This window comes from uncultured Succiniclasticum sp. (genome assembly GCF_902793885.1).
In the GTDB taxonomy this organism is placed as follows: Bacteria; Bacillota; Negativicutes; order Acidaminococcales; family Acidaminococcaceae; genus Succiniclasticum.
Genome location: NZ_CADBFF010000003.1, coordinates 1 through 13,083 on the forward strand (window position 1 = coordinate 1; position 13,083 = coordinate 13,083).

Sequence of the window (13,083 nt, forward strand, 5' to 3'; positions counted from 1 at the left end):
GGGTAAATCCTCCTTGTTGATTTGGTGTGGTAACTTAATTCTACAAAAGGATTTACACCATGTCTATTTAATTTTGCGCAACTTATTGTACCTTATCAAACATATAGACTGTCTATATTATATAACAGAGAGCAGGCTCCAAACCCGCGCCATCACTGGCCTGACGAAAATTTTCCGGTCACTAAACTGACCGGACGCAATGTCCGCCTGGCGAAGTTATCCGACCTGAAGATACATGTTATTAACAATTCGTTTCTGGATGAGGTTGACGAAAAGAATTCGCATTTTTTCTGAGATGTGATATAATACATAATATCGTTTTATCCTGAATTAAAAGTGGAAGAACGCAGAGAATACATTTTATCTGGAGGGCTGGTAGAGTGCCGGTGTTAGATTTAATAAGAGTTGATCGGAATAAATGTGTAAAGTGCGGGCTGTGTGTGGCGGATTGCCCGGCCTGTATTCTGGATATGGGAGAGAACGGTCCGGAATGTCATGTGGATCGCGGTTGTATGAGTTGCGGCCATTGCGTGGCGATCTGTCCTACAGGAGCCATGGATAATAAGTATACGCCGCGGGAAGAAATGGTCCCGGTTCCTGCTTCTGTTATTTCGGAACAGCAGGCCTACGATTTTCTCCGATCCCGTCGCAGTGTGCGACTGTTTAAACCGCAGCCGCCAAAACAGGAGGATGTTTTAAAACTGTTGAATATCTGCCGCTATGCGCCCACTGCGGGTAACAGCCAGAGCATGTATTTTACGGTCATATCCAATCCGGACACGCTGGCTGCGATTCGTAGGGCGACCGCTTGCTGGATGGCCGAAGAAGTAGAAAAAGGAACGGTCAACAAACGGTATTTTAAAGCCGTGCTGCATACGTTTCATGAAAAAAAGGTGGATATTATCGGGCGTAATGCACCGATGCTCATCTTTGTATCAACCAGGCGTCTGAATGTGACCGGTGTCAGCAACAGCGAGCAATGTCTGGCTTATGCGGAACTGTTTGCGCCGGCTGTTGGCCTGGGAACGACAATTGCCGGGTTCATTCAGGCCTGCGGTATTGCCGGCTACAAACCGCTACTGGATTTGGTTGGGATTCATCCCAAACAGAAACTGGTGGGATGTATGATGGTAGGCTATCCACGGGTTAAGTATAAGCTGATGCCGGAACGCCAGCATCTGAAATGCGAATTTAAGGAGTAGAAAACAGCAGCCTGTATTTCGTAAGGAGATACAGGTTGTTTTTGTCGGAATTTGTATTTGAGATATTCAATATGAAGTGTTATAATTATTTTGTAGCTAAACAATCATTTAATATGTTTGTTTAGAATGCTTGTTAAAAATGGGAGGAAGAGAACATGAAAAAATCAGTAGCATTTTTAGCAACAGCAGTATTGTCACTGTCCATGTTGTTCAGCGGTTGCGGCGGCGGTGATAAAAAAGCTGAAGGTACGAAAGCGGATAATGCGGCAAAAGAACTGACAGTATATACTGCCCGCAGTGAAAGCCTGAATAATGCGGTAATCAAGAACTTCGAAAAAGATACAGGAATTAAAGTAAACGTTGTCGTTGCCGGTACGGGCGAAGTTGTGAAGCGTGTAGCTTCCGAAAAAGCGAACCCGCTGGGTGATGTATTGTGGGCCGGCAGTGAAGCCATGTTAGCTTCCAAAAAAGAACTTTTTATGGAATATGTTTCCAAAGAAGATCCGAACATGATGGAGGAATTCCGTAATACAACAAAACTCTTCACTCCGGCATTTTCTGATCCGACAGTTATGATTGTAAATAAGAAGATGAAAGGCGATATGAAGATTGAAGGGTTCGGCGATCTGCTGAATCCGGCGTTGAAAGACAAAATTGCTTTCGGAGACCCGGTAAACTCTTCTTCTGCGTTCCAGTCTCTGGTTGTTATGCTGTATGATATGGGCAACGGGGATCCGTTCAGCAAAGAAGCCTGGGATTATTGTGATAAATTCCTGAAACAGCTGAACGGCAAGATGATGAACAGCTCCAGCCAGGTTTATAAAGGTGTGGCAGGCGGAGAATATATTGTAGGTCTGACCTGGGAAGATCCGGCAGCTACGTTGGTTAAGAGCGGCGCTCCGGTTGAAGTTGTGTTCCCGAAAGAAGGCGCTTTGTACGCTCCCCAGTCTGTACAGATTATCAAAAACTGCAAGCATCCTGAAAATGCAAAGAAGTTCGTTGATTATATGCTGAGCGACAAGATCCAGAATCTGGTTGGAACCACGTTAACGGTTCGTCCGCTTCGTAAGAATGCCAAACTGGCAGACTATATGACGCCGGCCAGCAAGATCAAAATTGCTCCGAAATTTAATGAAAAGTGGGTTTCCGAAAACAAAGAAAAATTCACCAAGGAATTTACCAAACATCTGGAAAAATCCATGTAGTTGTAAAACGGCATAAGGAACTGCGGGGTCATTCCGTAATCAATTTGTGCTGAAGCTATGAATGGCGCCAATATATGAATTGGCGCCATTTTGTATTTATGGTAAGGAGAATGGTGATGAGCGTTTCAATTGATGTTGATAATGTAATTAAAAAATATGAGGATACAACCGTAATCAACGGGTTATCTCTGAAAATCCATCCGGGAGAATTTTTTACATTATTAGGTCCATCCGGTTGCGGAAAAACAACATTATTACGTATGATTATCGGCTTTAATTCCATTGAAGGCGGAACGATTAAAGTTGATGGTAAGGTAATTAACGATATTCCTGTCAACAAGCGGAACATGGGCATGGTGTTTCAGAATTATGCAATCTTTCCCCATATGTCTGTTTTCGATAATGTGGCTTTTGGCTTGAAGCAACGGAAAGTTCCGGCGGCAGAAATTGAAAAGTCCGTTGTTGAGATTTTGGATGTAGTCAAGATTGGACACTTGAAAGACCGAATGCCTACACAACTTTCCGGCGGTCAGCAGCAGCGTGTTGCGCTGGCCAGGGCTATTGTGATTCATCCGCAGGTACTGCTAATGGACGAGCCGTTATCTAACCTGGATGCAAAACTGCGGGTGGAAATGCGGAATGCAATCAAAAACATTCAGCAGCAGGTCGGCATTACCACAGTGTATGTGACCCACGACCAGGAAGAGGCCCTGGCTGTTTCGGACCGTATTGCCGTAATGCATGACGGCGTCATCCAGCAGGTAGGATCGCCGCAATATATTTATCAACGACCGGCCAATCGTTTTGTATCTACATTTATTGGCCTGTCAAATATTTTTAAAGCGGTTATCCGGAAAAACGGGGCGCAGCAGGTTCTTTCCTTCGGAAAATACCAGGTGCCCATGCAGACGCTGGATGCTGCAGCTGTTTCCGAATATGCTGCCGTCTGTGGAACGGCAGATATCCCTGTAACGGTTGCCGTCCGTCCGGAAGAGTTTACGGTACACATGGATGGGGAAGGTCTGGACGCAGTTGTGAATTACAGCGTATTCCTGGGCATTTCTACCCATTACTTCCTGACCATGTCCGACGGTCAGGAAGTGGAAGTGATTACGCCTTCGGACGTGGGACGGATCATTCCGAATCATACTGCTGTTAAATTGCGTGTTGAAGCAGAACGCATCAATGTTTTTACAGAGGATGGAATGCGCTCGCTGATTATTCAGACAGAAGACATAAATGGCAGGCGAATTGGTGGTGAAGACGCATGAAGAAGCCAAACATCTGGACCGGATTTACATTGGTAATATTATGCTTTTTCCTTTTGTTTGTCGTGTATCCGCTATTTTTAATTATGTACCAGAGTGTAGTGGATCCGGAAACACATGCGCTGACCTTTGATTATTTTACTAAGTTTTTTGGTCGCAAGTTCTATTGGAGCACGTTGGTCAACAGTTTCAAGGTAACGGTTTGCGCTACGCTGCTGGCGGCGATTATCGGTTTGCCTATGGCGTATGTACTCCGCAGCTTTAAAATACCTTACAGCAAATATGTCAATATTTTAATTGTCATTTCGTATTTGTCACCGCCTTTTATCGGTGCGTATGCATGGATCCAGCTGCTGGGACGCAATGGATTTATCACGCAGTTGATTAACAGTCTTTTTGGTATCCAATTCGGCGGCATTTACGGGTTTGCTGGCATTGTCCTGGTCTTTTCGCTGCAGTCGTTTCCGCTGATTTACATGTATGTTTCCGGCGCTTTGAAAAATTTGGACAGTTCCTTAAATGAAGCGGCGGAAAGCCTGGGTTGCAATGCCTTCCAGCGTGTGACCCGGATTATCCTTCCGCTGGTTATGCCTTCATTGCTGGCAGGTTCGCTTTTGGTCTTTATGAGGGTATTCTCCGATTTTGGTACGCCTATGCTGATTGGGGAAGGATTTAAAACGTTCCCGGTCCTGATTTACACACAGTTCATGGGCGAAGTCAGTACGGACGATCATTTCGCGGCGGCCTTGTGCGTGATTGTAGTCGTCATTACGTTGTTCCTGTTCTTCCTGCAGCGTATGATGGCAAAACATTATTCTTACGCTATGACGGCGTTAAAGCCTATGCAGCCGGTGTATGCAAAAGGAAGCCAGAAATTTTTTGCGTATCTGTTTGTATACGGAGTGGCATTTATTGCCATGCTTCCGCAGCTGACGGTTATTTTCACTTCTTTCCTGGAAACCGTAGGCGGCGCGGTTTATACCGGAAAGTTTTCTTTTATGAATTATGAGAATACGCTGTTCTCCAAAGACAATATTTCTATTTTTAATACCTATGCTTTCGGTATTTGCGCAATCGGAATTGTCGTTGTTTTGGGTATCCTGATTTCGTATCTTACTGCACGTAAACCTTCTTTGCTTACAAATATCCTGGATACGCTGACCATGTTCCCGTATATTATTCCGGGTTCTGTGTTAGGTATTGCATTGCTGTCGGGCTTCAATTCAGGGGTGTTGGTCTTGTCCGGTACCGCTCTGATTATCATCATTTCCCTGACGATTCGGCGTATGCCTTATACGATCCGTTCAAGCACGGCAATTATTTCCCAGATTTCTCCCAGTGTGGAAGAAGCGGCAGTCAGTCTGGGCGCCAGCGAGTTTAAATCTTTCCGTAAGATCATGGTACCTATGATGCTTCCGGGTGTTTTGGCCGGCGCGATCATGAGCTGGATTACCCTGATCAGTGAATTAAGTTCCAGCATCATTTTGTATACCAGCAGTACCAGCACCCTGACGGTTGCGATTTACGCGGAAGTCATCCGCAGCAATTTCGGCAACGCAGCTGCCTATTCGACCATTCTGACCCTGACTTCCATTGTTTCGTTACTGATTTTCTTCCGGCTCACGCATAACGAAGATGTCAGCGTTTAACACTCGGCTTTCAAAAATCTTTTCACATAAAAGTCAAGATATTAACTGTTTGATAGTGTTATAATAATTACGCTATAGCAAGAGCAAAGAAATAGAATAAGATTAAAATAATGAACTCAATGTAGGGAAGTAAAGGAGGATAATCCGATATGGCAAAATATTTAGGCGGTACGGACAGTCAGCAGGAAGAGGTTAAGGCTGAACTGATAACTCCGGGTTTGTTAAACAATGATTTTGTGTTAAATGTTTCTACCGGTATTTTTTCTTCAGAGAAAATCGGAATTAAAGACAATATTTCATTTTATGAAGAAGTGACGCAGGAAAACGAAAAGAAATTCAGCCTCGGCTGGGGTATCGTAGGACTGGCTATTTTTGGCCCGTTGGGCGCTTTGGCCGGCGCGATTCTTGGCGGAGACAACAAAACCTGGCACGTGGTGGCTGCCCAGATGGAAAACGGATTACGGTTTGTGGTACAGCTAGATCAGGATGAGTTTGTGAAATGGGTAAACCTGATGCCGCATAAAGCAGCTCCTTCAGGAGAAGAGGTATAAACGGAAGGTCATTCTGATTTATATTTTTTAAAGGGAACATTCTGCTTATCTTTGTTTGTATGCTTGTTGCAGATACATGGGCAAACGGGTTTGGCAGAGCTTCCAAATTGATCCTGAAAGGTTGGAACACATGAATTGTTTGCAAGGATCCCGTCGCAGGCTGTTGTTTTTATTTATGTTTTTTCTGATTACGGCAGCAATGTTTGTTACGGGTTGTGGGGAAGAAGAAAAATATAATAAGGAGAAAGCGCAGATTTTGGATGAACTGAAACAGGTTCAACTGATTAAAATTCCGGAAGGTTTGGAAGGAAAGGCGCTGGATGCAGCAATCGATGAGTTAGCACACAAACACAAAGCTGGTTTGGAACAAATAGACAACAGGCTTAAAGAATTGGGCGAAAAGTATGGAAAAGCGGACACCAAATTTAAATCTGAAACTGAAGAATTACGTAAAACATTGAAACAGGATCATGTAGAATGGATGAAAGCTGCTGTTGCTCCAAAAATTAAAGGCGATGCTGTGATGGGTGTCGGCATCGGATGCCGCTGGAAAGAAATTGCGGTGATACTGGGAGAACCGATTGAGAAGAAGCAGACCGCCGGCTTAACAGAATTTAAGTATTCCGGTCTTGTGTTCAACGAAATCAGGGATCATGGTGAAACCGATGGAAAACCGTTGCCTCCGTCCTATGGACCGGATGCGTATTATATGACCGGAAATGGGTACAAGACGGGAAGCGGAATTCAGATTGGCATGACAAAGGCAGAAGTGCTGGAATGTTACAAAGGCAAACTTGCTTCGTTGGACGATCGTACCGATCCAAAGTTTATCATTATGCGGTACGATCCTACGCCTGATCATAAGCATGAATATAACCAGTTTATGCAATTAACGGACGGAAAACTGACGAGGTTAATTGTAGCCAAACATTAAGTTGTGTTTCAGATGAAAAAATACCGCAGGGATTCAGTTTTTTCTGAATGCTGCGGTATTTTATTCTTCCTGCTGAAAAATGATATTTACCATATTAAGGGCGATTTGCATGGAATGGATCGTGTTGAATCATTTCAGTTAGATGACATTATTTTGGATAATCATTTTGCCTTGTTCTTTTGTAATAAGCGGTTGATATATTCCTCGTCCGGCGTGGTATAGAATGTTTTTTGATTTGTAAATATGACAAAACCCGGTTTCGCGCCAGACGGCTTTTTCACATAACGCCGGGGCACACAATCTACGGGAATCTGGCTGCTGCCGCGGGCCTTGCTGAACCAGGCGGCTAATTGTATGGCGGCTTCCAATGCTTGCGGCTCCGGTTCGGGCAGGATGGTTTTCAGTAATACGTGGCTGCCGGGGATTTTCTGTACATGCAGCCAGAGATCGCTGCCCGTACCGATTTTGAAAGTCACATCTTCATTTTGACGATTGTTTTTGCCGATGTAAATTGTGGTTGACTCAGAAAATATAATTTGAACAGGCGATGATTTGACGGAGGTTGGTGTTTTTCGTTTGGGAACAGGAAGGATGCCTGCTCTTTGCAACTCTTCTTTAATTTCTTCCGTTTCCTGTCTCGTGGTTACGAAATGCAGGCTTTCTTCCACACTTTCCAGATAGTTCTGCATCTCCTTTGTTTCGGCTAACTGGATAGCGATTTCTTCCTGGGCCCGTTTCAGTTTATTGTATTTTTTGTAATACTTCTGTGCGTTTTCAGCGGGGGTCAGTATGGGAGATAAGGCTACCGGAAGAGATGTGCCGTCATAAATATTGGGAATCGTGCAGGAAGCGGCTCCCTTTTGAACCTGATACAGTGCAGCCATCAGGCTGTCGGCCATGACACGGTACCTTTCCGCATCGTTGGAAAGGGACAGGTCCTGCTGCAAAACGCTGATTTTTTTATCGGTTTTTCGTAACTCGGACTGAATTGCTTTCTGTAATACTTCCTGCTCGGGCAGTTTTGCCGGCTGTAACCGGGCTGCATAACATAATGCTTCATTAATATTGGGAAAAAATTCAGAATGGCAGTCTTCCGGAACATAAGCAATCTCGTAAGGGAAAATGGTCTGGCACTGATTACGTTTGGTGACAATGGCAGTAAATGGTTGCGTTATGTTTTTTTCTGTTAGTTTTTTTTGTAAATCAGTAATTACGGAAATCAGGCGGTTTCGGTCCATAGGTGTGAGGTAGGTAGCGCTTAACGGAATGTTTGCGGCGGAAAGAAGCTGTAACGCAGAAGCCTTGCCGATACCGGTGGTTGCTTTGACCAGCTGCTTCCATAATGAACTGGTCACTTCATCGGGGATGGCAGCAACGATCGTTGCCGGAGAAACAGTCAGAATATCCAACCCTGGCTGTGGTGGCGGCGGGTTGTAGGCATATCCGGGCTGGATTACACGAACGGAGTTCATATAAGGGCTGACATGTTTCAGGCTGTCCAGAATCTTTCCGTTTTCCGCAAAAATCAGATTGGCGTTTTTGCCTGTGAGTTCAATGATAATTTGTTTTGTAAGGATCTGACTGCTTCTTCCTAACAGGCTGATTTCCAGTTCGATCACACGGTCCAGTCCATATTGACGGATCCGGGTAATTCTTCCTTCTTCCAGATGTTTGCGCAGCAGCATGCAGAAAGCCGGAGGCTCCTGCGGATTGTCCGGCGCTTCGGTTGTAAGCCGGATGGCGGGAGAGGCAGGGTTGACGTCTATAATAAAATGAATTGTGTCAGATTCCCTTTTCAGGGAAAAATACACCATATGATTTGACGGCATACCGATTTTGTAAATCCGGCTTCCTGTGACTTCCTGTTTCAGATACGCTGTCAGTGAATGTAACGTAATACCTTCCAAATTCATAATGTCTCTTCCTTTTTCTTTAATTTATTTGACTGTTTGGTTGCGTTCATTTCCACAATGGTTTATAATATCGGTACAGTTTCTGTATTTATTATCAAGTATATCATATTTCGTACAAAATATCTTTCGGAGGAATCGTTATGAAAAAAGTTTTCCTTACGCTCTTATTTTGCAGCTTTGTGGCACAGTGTTTTGCACTGACTCCCATGACAGATGAAAATATGATGAAAGCAATCCAGTACGGAGTTGCCAGCAAGCAGGATAAGCAAACGCTGTATCAGCTGACCAATCCCTGGCTTATTCCGGAACGCTCTTTGAAAAACCCCTACCGGCAGAATGAAACGATTTTTGTGTATACGCCGTATTTGCTGGCCGCGATTCATGCCCGGGATAAGGTGGAAGACTCGCGGGTACCGGAACTGGCAGAAATCAGAAAAGCAATTCAGGAGTATGAGGGAATTACCCTGATCGGGGCAAGACTGAATACGCCTGTTGTTTTGCAGGAAGGAGAGTATTCGGTGAAACTGGTACAGGATAAAACCGTGCTGGCGCCGTATGCATCCACGTATTTACATCACGAGATGATCAACCGTGTTACAAAGCAGGAAAAAGGTAATAACGGATCGCAACCCGATGACGGAAAACAGCTGACAAGGAATGAAAAAAAAGAAGAGAACAAGGCAAACACAGAAAAAATTGCTGTTCTTGAAATGCAGTTTTATTTTGACAGTTCACAGTTTAACCCGTCACAGCGGTATTCCATTTTAATTTCTGACAAATATTGCGGAGAACGCCGCTTTGATGTGGATCCGGCATCAATCCGCTAAGATGGGAGGACCACACAATGGTTAAAAGCATGACCGGCTTTGGCCGGGGATGTTATGAAGAGGAAAACTTTTCTGTTACGATTGAAATCAAGTCTGTCAACCACCGCTATAATGAAACGGCAATCCGTTTGCCGCATTTTCTGAATCCGTTGGAAGACAAGATCCGCAAAACGATTTTAGCTTCTGTATCCAGAGGCCGTATTGATGTTTTTGTGACTGCCAGATACACGGATCAGGGCGCGGTGAATGTGACTGTTGATAAAGCGCTGGCGGCAGCCTATCATAATGCCCTGCAGGAGGTAGGGCAGGCGATTGGCATCCCGTCTCCGTCCATCAGTGAGCAGGCAGAAATTTTGTATCTGGCGCGTTGCCCGGAAGTGATTACTGCAAAAGAAGGACTGTTTGACTGCGACGCCTACTGGCCTAAGATTAAACAGGCTGTGGACCAGGCGGTGGAAGCGCTGGTGGCCATGCGGGAGGCAGAAGGCAATAATATTGCGGCAGATTTCTATAAGCGGTTGGAGTTGATTGAACGCAATGTGCTGGAAATCGAAAAACGTTCTCCGCAGGTAGTAGCAGAATATCAGGCTAAGCTGAACGAACGGCTGGATGCCTTACTGGCAGATAAAAAGATTACGGCAGATCCGGACCGCGTGCTTCAGGAAGTTGCCATTTTTGCAGACCGGGTAGCGATTACAGAGGAAATTGTGCGGTTGAAGAGTCACATCCGTCAGTTCCGGGTTATTTTGGATGCCGGCCAGCCGGTTGGGCGCAAGCTGGACTTCCTTGTTCAGGAGTTTAACCGGGAAGCCAATACCATTGCATCAAAAGCCAATGATTTTGAACTGGCAAAAATTGTGGTGGACGTAAAGGCCGAAATTGAAAAGATACGGGAGCAGGTCCAGAACATTGAATAATGTAGAACAGGAGCAGGTATGAGTATTCAGTTGATCAATATCGGTTTTGGCAATATGGTTTCTGCCAATCGCATCATTGCGGTGATCAGTCCGGAATCAGCGCCGGTCAAACGGGTTATTTCGGAGGCGAGGGATAAAGGGCTGCTGATTGATGCCACGTATGGCAGAAAGACGCGCGCTGTTATCATTACCGACAGCAGCCATGTAATCTTGTCGGCGATACAGCCGGAAACAGTCGCAAATCGGTTTAATCCGGATACGGAGGAGATGGAGCCACAATGAAAAATAAGTCAGATAAACCACAGGGACTGTTGCTTGTCGTATCCGGACCCAGCGGCGCCGGGAAAGGAACGATATGCAGTCTGTTGCGTAAAGAACTGCCGGAGCTTTCCTATTCGGTTTCTGTTACGACACGGGAACCCAGAGAAGGAGAAGTGGACGGCCGGGACTATTTTTTTAAAACCGTTGCCCAGGTAAAGGACATGATATTCCGGGGCGAACTGCTGGAATACGCCCAGGTTTACGGTAATTATTACGGTACGCCGAAGCCTTATGTAATGAATTTGCTGAATGAAGGCAAAGATGTTTTGCTGGAAATTGATATCCAGGGTGCGCTTCAGATTAAAAAGGTTTTTCCTGACGGCGTATTTATTTTTGTGGTGCCGCCCTCGTTGGAAGAATTGCGCGCCCGTATCTATAAACGCGGTACGGATGCGGAAGATGTAATTGAAAAGCGCCTGAAAGCGGCAACCAGCGAACTGAGCTATGCCAGTGAGTACGATTATATTATCGTCAATGATGTAGCGGAAAAAGCAACGAAGCGTGTTTTGACCTTGCTGGAAGCAGAGCGTTATCGTGCAGGACGTACATTTTTTTTGGTTGATAAGATGTTACAGAAACAGGAAAATAAGTAATTTGTTTTACAGGAGGAATAATTATGAGCATGGTGAATCCCTCAATTGATAAACTGGCGACAATGGTTGACAGTAAGTATACCCTGGCTATACTGGCTGCCAAACGTGCGCGTGAACTGACAAAACCGGGCCAGTCTCTTCCCGGAAAAGAGGTCAGCATCGCATTGAAGGAAGTTGGCGAGAAAAAAATAACCTATACCCGTAAAAAGTAATGGAGCAATGATTATGCTGAAAGGGAAAAAGATTGTTCTTGGCGTAACAGGCGGTATTGCCATTTTTAAAGCGGTTGACCTTGTCAGCAAGCTGCGGAAACAGGGAGCCGAGGTTCGTGTTGTCATGACGGAGCATGCGGCGAAATTCGTTTCCCCGTTGCTTTTTGCTGAAATCAGCGGGCACAAGTGTGCCGTTTCCATGTGGGACGGACGGGATGAATTTAACGTAGAGCACATTGCCCTGGCAAACTGGGGAGACCTGCTCCTGGTGGCGCCGGCTACGGCGAATATTCTTGCTAAAATGGCCTGCGGTCTGGCTGATGATTTGCTAAGTACTGTACTCCTCGCAGCTTCCTGCCCGAAAATCGTATGTCCGGCTATGAATACGGGCATGTATGAGAATCCTGCTACTCAGGATAACCTGAAAACACTGGTCAGCAGGGGAATTACCGTTATGGAACCCGCCAGCGGGGAAATGGCCTGCGGTACATCCGGCGCCGGCCGTCTGCCGGAAGTTCCGGAAATCATCGCGTATCTGGAGCGCTTTCTGGCACAGCGGGAAGGCGATATGCGTGGCCTGAAAGTAATGGTTACAGCGGCCGGTACCCGTGAACCGATTGATCCGGTGCGCTTTGTTGGGAACCGGAGCAGTGGAAAGATGGGATACTCCATCGCCAGACAGGCTTTGCTGCGGGGTGCGGACGTGACGTTGATCACAGGTCCTTCCGCTTTGACGCCGCCGCCCTATGCCAAGGTAGTTCGGGTGGAAACGACGCAGCAGATGCTGGATGCCTGTCTTGCCGTGTATCCGGATACGGATATTGTGATCAAAGCTGCCGCGGTTGCTGATTTTAAGCCGCGCTCTGTAGCGGATCAGAAAATCAAAAAAATTCACCCGGAAGACGGAATGACCATCGTGATGGATCAAAATCCTGATATCTTGAAAACACTGGGCGGTATGAAAAAGCAACAATTTTTAGTGGGCTTTGCGGCGGAAACGCAAAACCTGCTTGAAAATGCGGCGAATAAAGTGAAAAAGAAAAATCTGGATATGATCGTTGCCAATGATGTTTCGCTGAAAGGCACCGGCTTCAATACGGATACCAACATTGTCAAGTTTTTGTATCCGGACGGAACAGTGGAAGCACTGGAGATTCTTTCCAAAGATGAGGTAGCTTCCATCCTGCTGGACCGTGTGATGGCAAAACGGCATTGATCTGTTTGAGGGTGTTACTGTTTATGATTGTTTCGCTTATTGTTAATTGTTTTTTAAAACCGGAAAAATATTTCTGCTGTGAAATTACTGTGAAACGGTTGCATTGCAAAAAATTTCTGTTATAATGGTTACGATAATTAAATAAAGCTCATCACGAGCGGTGGAGGGAACTGGCCCAGTGAAGCCGCAGCAACCATTGCAATTGCAAGATTGTCAAACGGTGCTAAGTCCTTACGAGAAATCGCAAGATGAGATCATAATAATTTTAAGATGCT

General features: G+C 45.4%; 13 protein-coding genes and 1 riboswitch. Of the genes, 12 read left to right on the forward strand and 1 reads right to left on the reverse strand.

Translation table 11 applies throughout. The features are described 5' to 3' along the window. Nucleotides 1-380 precede the first annotated feature (380 nt). From QZV31_RS02025 to QZV31_RS02050, 6 genes are all read left to right on the forward strand, one after another. Nucleotides 381-1,202 carry a nitroreductase family protein gene (locus tag QZV31_RS02025; protein ID WP_295357412.1) on the forward strand — a complete coding sequence of 274 codons (822 nt, stop codon included), beginning with the start codon at nucleotides 381-383 and terminating at the stop codon, nucleotides 1,200-1,202. A gap of 155 nt (nucleotides 1,203-1,357) precedes the next feature. After that, entirely contained in the window at nucleotides 1,358-2,407 is a 1,050-nt protein-coding gene (locus QZV31_RS02030; RefSeq protein WP_295357415.1) for an extracellular solute-binding protein, read from the forward strand. Nucleotides 2,408-2,523: 116 nt separating this feature from the next. Then, the gene (locus tag QZV31_RS02035; protein WP_295357418.1) at nucleotides 2,524-3,678 is read left to right on the forward strand and encodes an ABC transporter ATP-binding protein; all 1,155 of its coding nucleotides are present in this window, start codon (nucleotides 2,524-2,526) and stop codon (nucleotides 3,676-3,678) included. Next, nucleotides 3,675-5,324: an iron ABC transporter permease gene (locus QZV31_RS02040; RefSeq protein WP_093729573.1), complete on the forward strand. Its 1,650-nt coding sequence runs from the start codon at nucleotides 3,675-3,677 to the stop codon at nucleotides 5,322-5,324. Before QZV31_RS02035 ends, QZV31_RS02040 begins: the two co-directional genes overlap by 4 nt. 149 nt (nucleotides 5,325-5,473) lie before the next feature. Continuing rightward, a complete protein-coding gene (locus QZV31_RS02045) occupies nucleotides 5,474-5,875 on the forward strand; it encodes a hypothetical protein (RefSeq protein ID WP_093729574.1) in 402 nt (133 codons plus the stop codon). A 175-nt stretch (nucleotides 5,876-6,050) separates the two neighbouring features. Next, the gene (locus tag QZV31_RS02050; RefSeq protein WP_295357424.1) at nucleotides 6,051-6,809 is read left to right on the forward strand and encodes a hypothetical protein; all 759 of its coding nucleotides are present in this window, start codon (nucleotides 6,051-6,053) and stop codon (nucleotides 6,807-6,809) included. Nucleotides 6,810-6,970: 161 nt separating this feature from the next. On the opposite strand, the gene QZV31_RS02055 is transcribed toward QZV31_RS02050, so the two are convergent. Continuing rightward, the gene (locus QZV31_RS02055) at nucleotides 6,971-8,722 is read right to left on the reverse strand and encodes an NFACT family protein (RefSeq protein WP_295357427.1); all 1,752 of its coding nucleotides are present in this window, start codon (nucleotides 8,720-8,722) and stop codon (nucleotides 6,971-6,973) included. A gap of 140 nt (nucleotides 8,723-8,862) precedes the next feature. On the opposite strand from QZV31_RS02055, the gene QZV31_RS02060 reads away from it, so the two are divergent. From QZV31_RS02060 to coaBC, 6 genes are read left to right on the forward strand one after another with little or no spacing between them, the layout of a single operon-like run. Then, entirely contained in the window at nucleotides 8,863-9,549 is a 687-nt protein-coding gene (locus QZV31_RS02060) for a hypothetical protein (protein WP_093729577.1), read from the forward strand. 17 nt (nucleotides 9,550-9,566) lie between these two features. After that, nucleotides 9,567-10,466 (forward strand): YicC/YloC family endoribonuclease, encoded by a 900-nt coding sequence (locus tag QZV31_RS02065; protein ID WP_295357430.1) that lies wholly within the window; start codon nucleotides 9,567-9,569, stop codon nucleotides 10,464-10,466. Between the two features lie 18 nt (nucleotides 10,467-10,484). Next, nucleotides 10,485-10,748 carry an extracellular matrix/biofilm regulator RemA gene (gene remA, locus QZV31_RS02070; protein WP_093729579.1) on the forward strand — a complete coding sequence of 88 codons (264 nt, stop codon included), beginning with the start codon at nucleotides 10,485-10,487 and terminating at the stop codon, nucleotides 10,746-10,748. Next, the gene (gene gmk / locus QZV31_RS02075; protein WP_295357436.1) at nucleotides 10,745-11,380 is read left to right on the forward strand and encodes a guanylate kinase; all 636 of its coding nucleotides are present in this window, start codon (nucleotides 10,745-10,747) and stop codon (nucleotides 11,378-11,380) included. The genes remA and gmk overlap by 4 nt, the downstream gene beginning before the upstream one ends. Before the next feature lie 29 nt (nucleotides 11,381-11,409). Further along, complete coding sequence (rpoZ, locus tag QZV31_RS02080; RefSeq protein WP_093729703.1) at nucleotides 11,410-11,592, forward strand: DNA-directed RNA polymerase subunit omega; 183 nt, start codon at nucleotides 11,410-11,412, stop codon at nucleotides 11,590-11,592. Between the two features lie 13 nt (nucleotides 11,593-11,605). Further along, nucleotides 11,606-12,808 (forward strand): bifunctional phosphopantothenoylcysteine decarboxylase/phosphopantothenate--cysteine ligase CoaBC, encoded by a 1,203-nt coding sequence (gene coaBC / locus QZV31_RS02085; RefSeq protein WP_295357441.1) that lies wholly within the window; start codon nucleotides 11,606-11,608, stop codon nucleotides 12,806-12,808. Nucleotides 12,809-12,953: 145 nt separating this feature from the next. After that, a riboswitch (SAM riboswitch) is annotated at nucleotides 12,954-13,063 on the forward strand. Nucleotides 13,064-13,083 lie beyond the last annotated feature (20 nt).

Bases quoted from the DNA above. Each gene is read 5' to 3' on its own strand.
- QZV31_RS02030 (WP_295357415.1), top strand. From the start codon at position 1,358: ATGAAAAAATCAGTAGCATTTTTAGCAACAGCAGTATTGTCACTGTCC.
- QZV31_RS02035 (WP_295357418.1), top strand. From the start codon at position 2,524: ATGAGCGTTTCAATTGATGTTGATAATGTAATTAAAAAATATGAGGAT.
- QZV31_RS02040 (WP_093729573.1), top strand. From the start codon at position 3,675: ATGAAGAAGCCAAACATCTGGACCGGATTTACATTGGTAATATTATGC.
- QZV31_RS02045 (WP_093729574.1), top strand. From the start codon at position 5,474: ATGGCAAAATATTTAGGCGGTACGGACAGTCAGCAGGAAGAGGTTAAG.
- QZV31_RS02050 (WP_295357424.1), top strand. From the start codon at position 6,051: ATGTTTTTTCTGATTACGGCAGCAATGTTTGTTACGGGTTGTGGGGAA.
- QZV31_RS02055 (WP_295357427.1), bottom strand. From the start codon at position 8,722: ATGAATTTGGAAGGTATTACGTTACATTCACTGACAGCGTATCTGAAA.
- QZV31_RS02060 (WP_093729577.1), top strand. From the start codon at position 8,863: ATGAAAAAAGTTTTCCTTACGCTCTTATTTTGCAGCTTTGTGGCACAG.
- QZV31_RS02065 (WP_295357430.1), top strand. From the start codon at position 9,567: ATGGTTAAAAGCATGACCGGCTTTGGCCGGGGATGTTATGAAGAGGAA.
- remA (WP_093729579.1), top strand. From the start codon at position 10,485: ATGAGTATTCAGTTGATCAATATCGGTTTTGGCAATATGGTTTCTGCC.
- gmk (WP_295357436.1), top strand. From the start codon at position 10,745: ATGAAAAATAAGTCAGATAAACCACAGGGACTGTTGCTTGTCGTATCC.
- rpoZ (WP_093729703.1), top strand. From the start codon at position 11,410: ATGGTGAATCCCTCAATTGATAAACTGGCGACAATGGTTGACAGTAAG.
- coaBC (WP_295357441.1), top strand. From the start codon at position 11,606: ATGCTGAAAGGGAAAAAGATTGTTCTTGGCGTAACAGGCGGTATTGCC.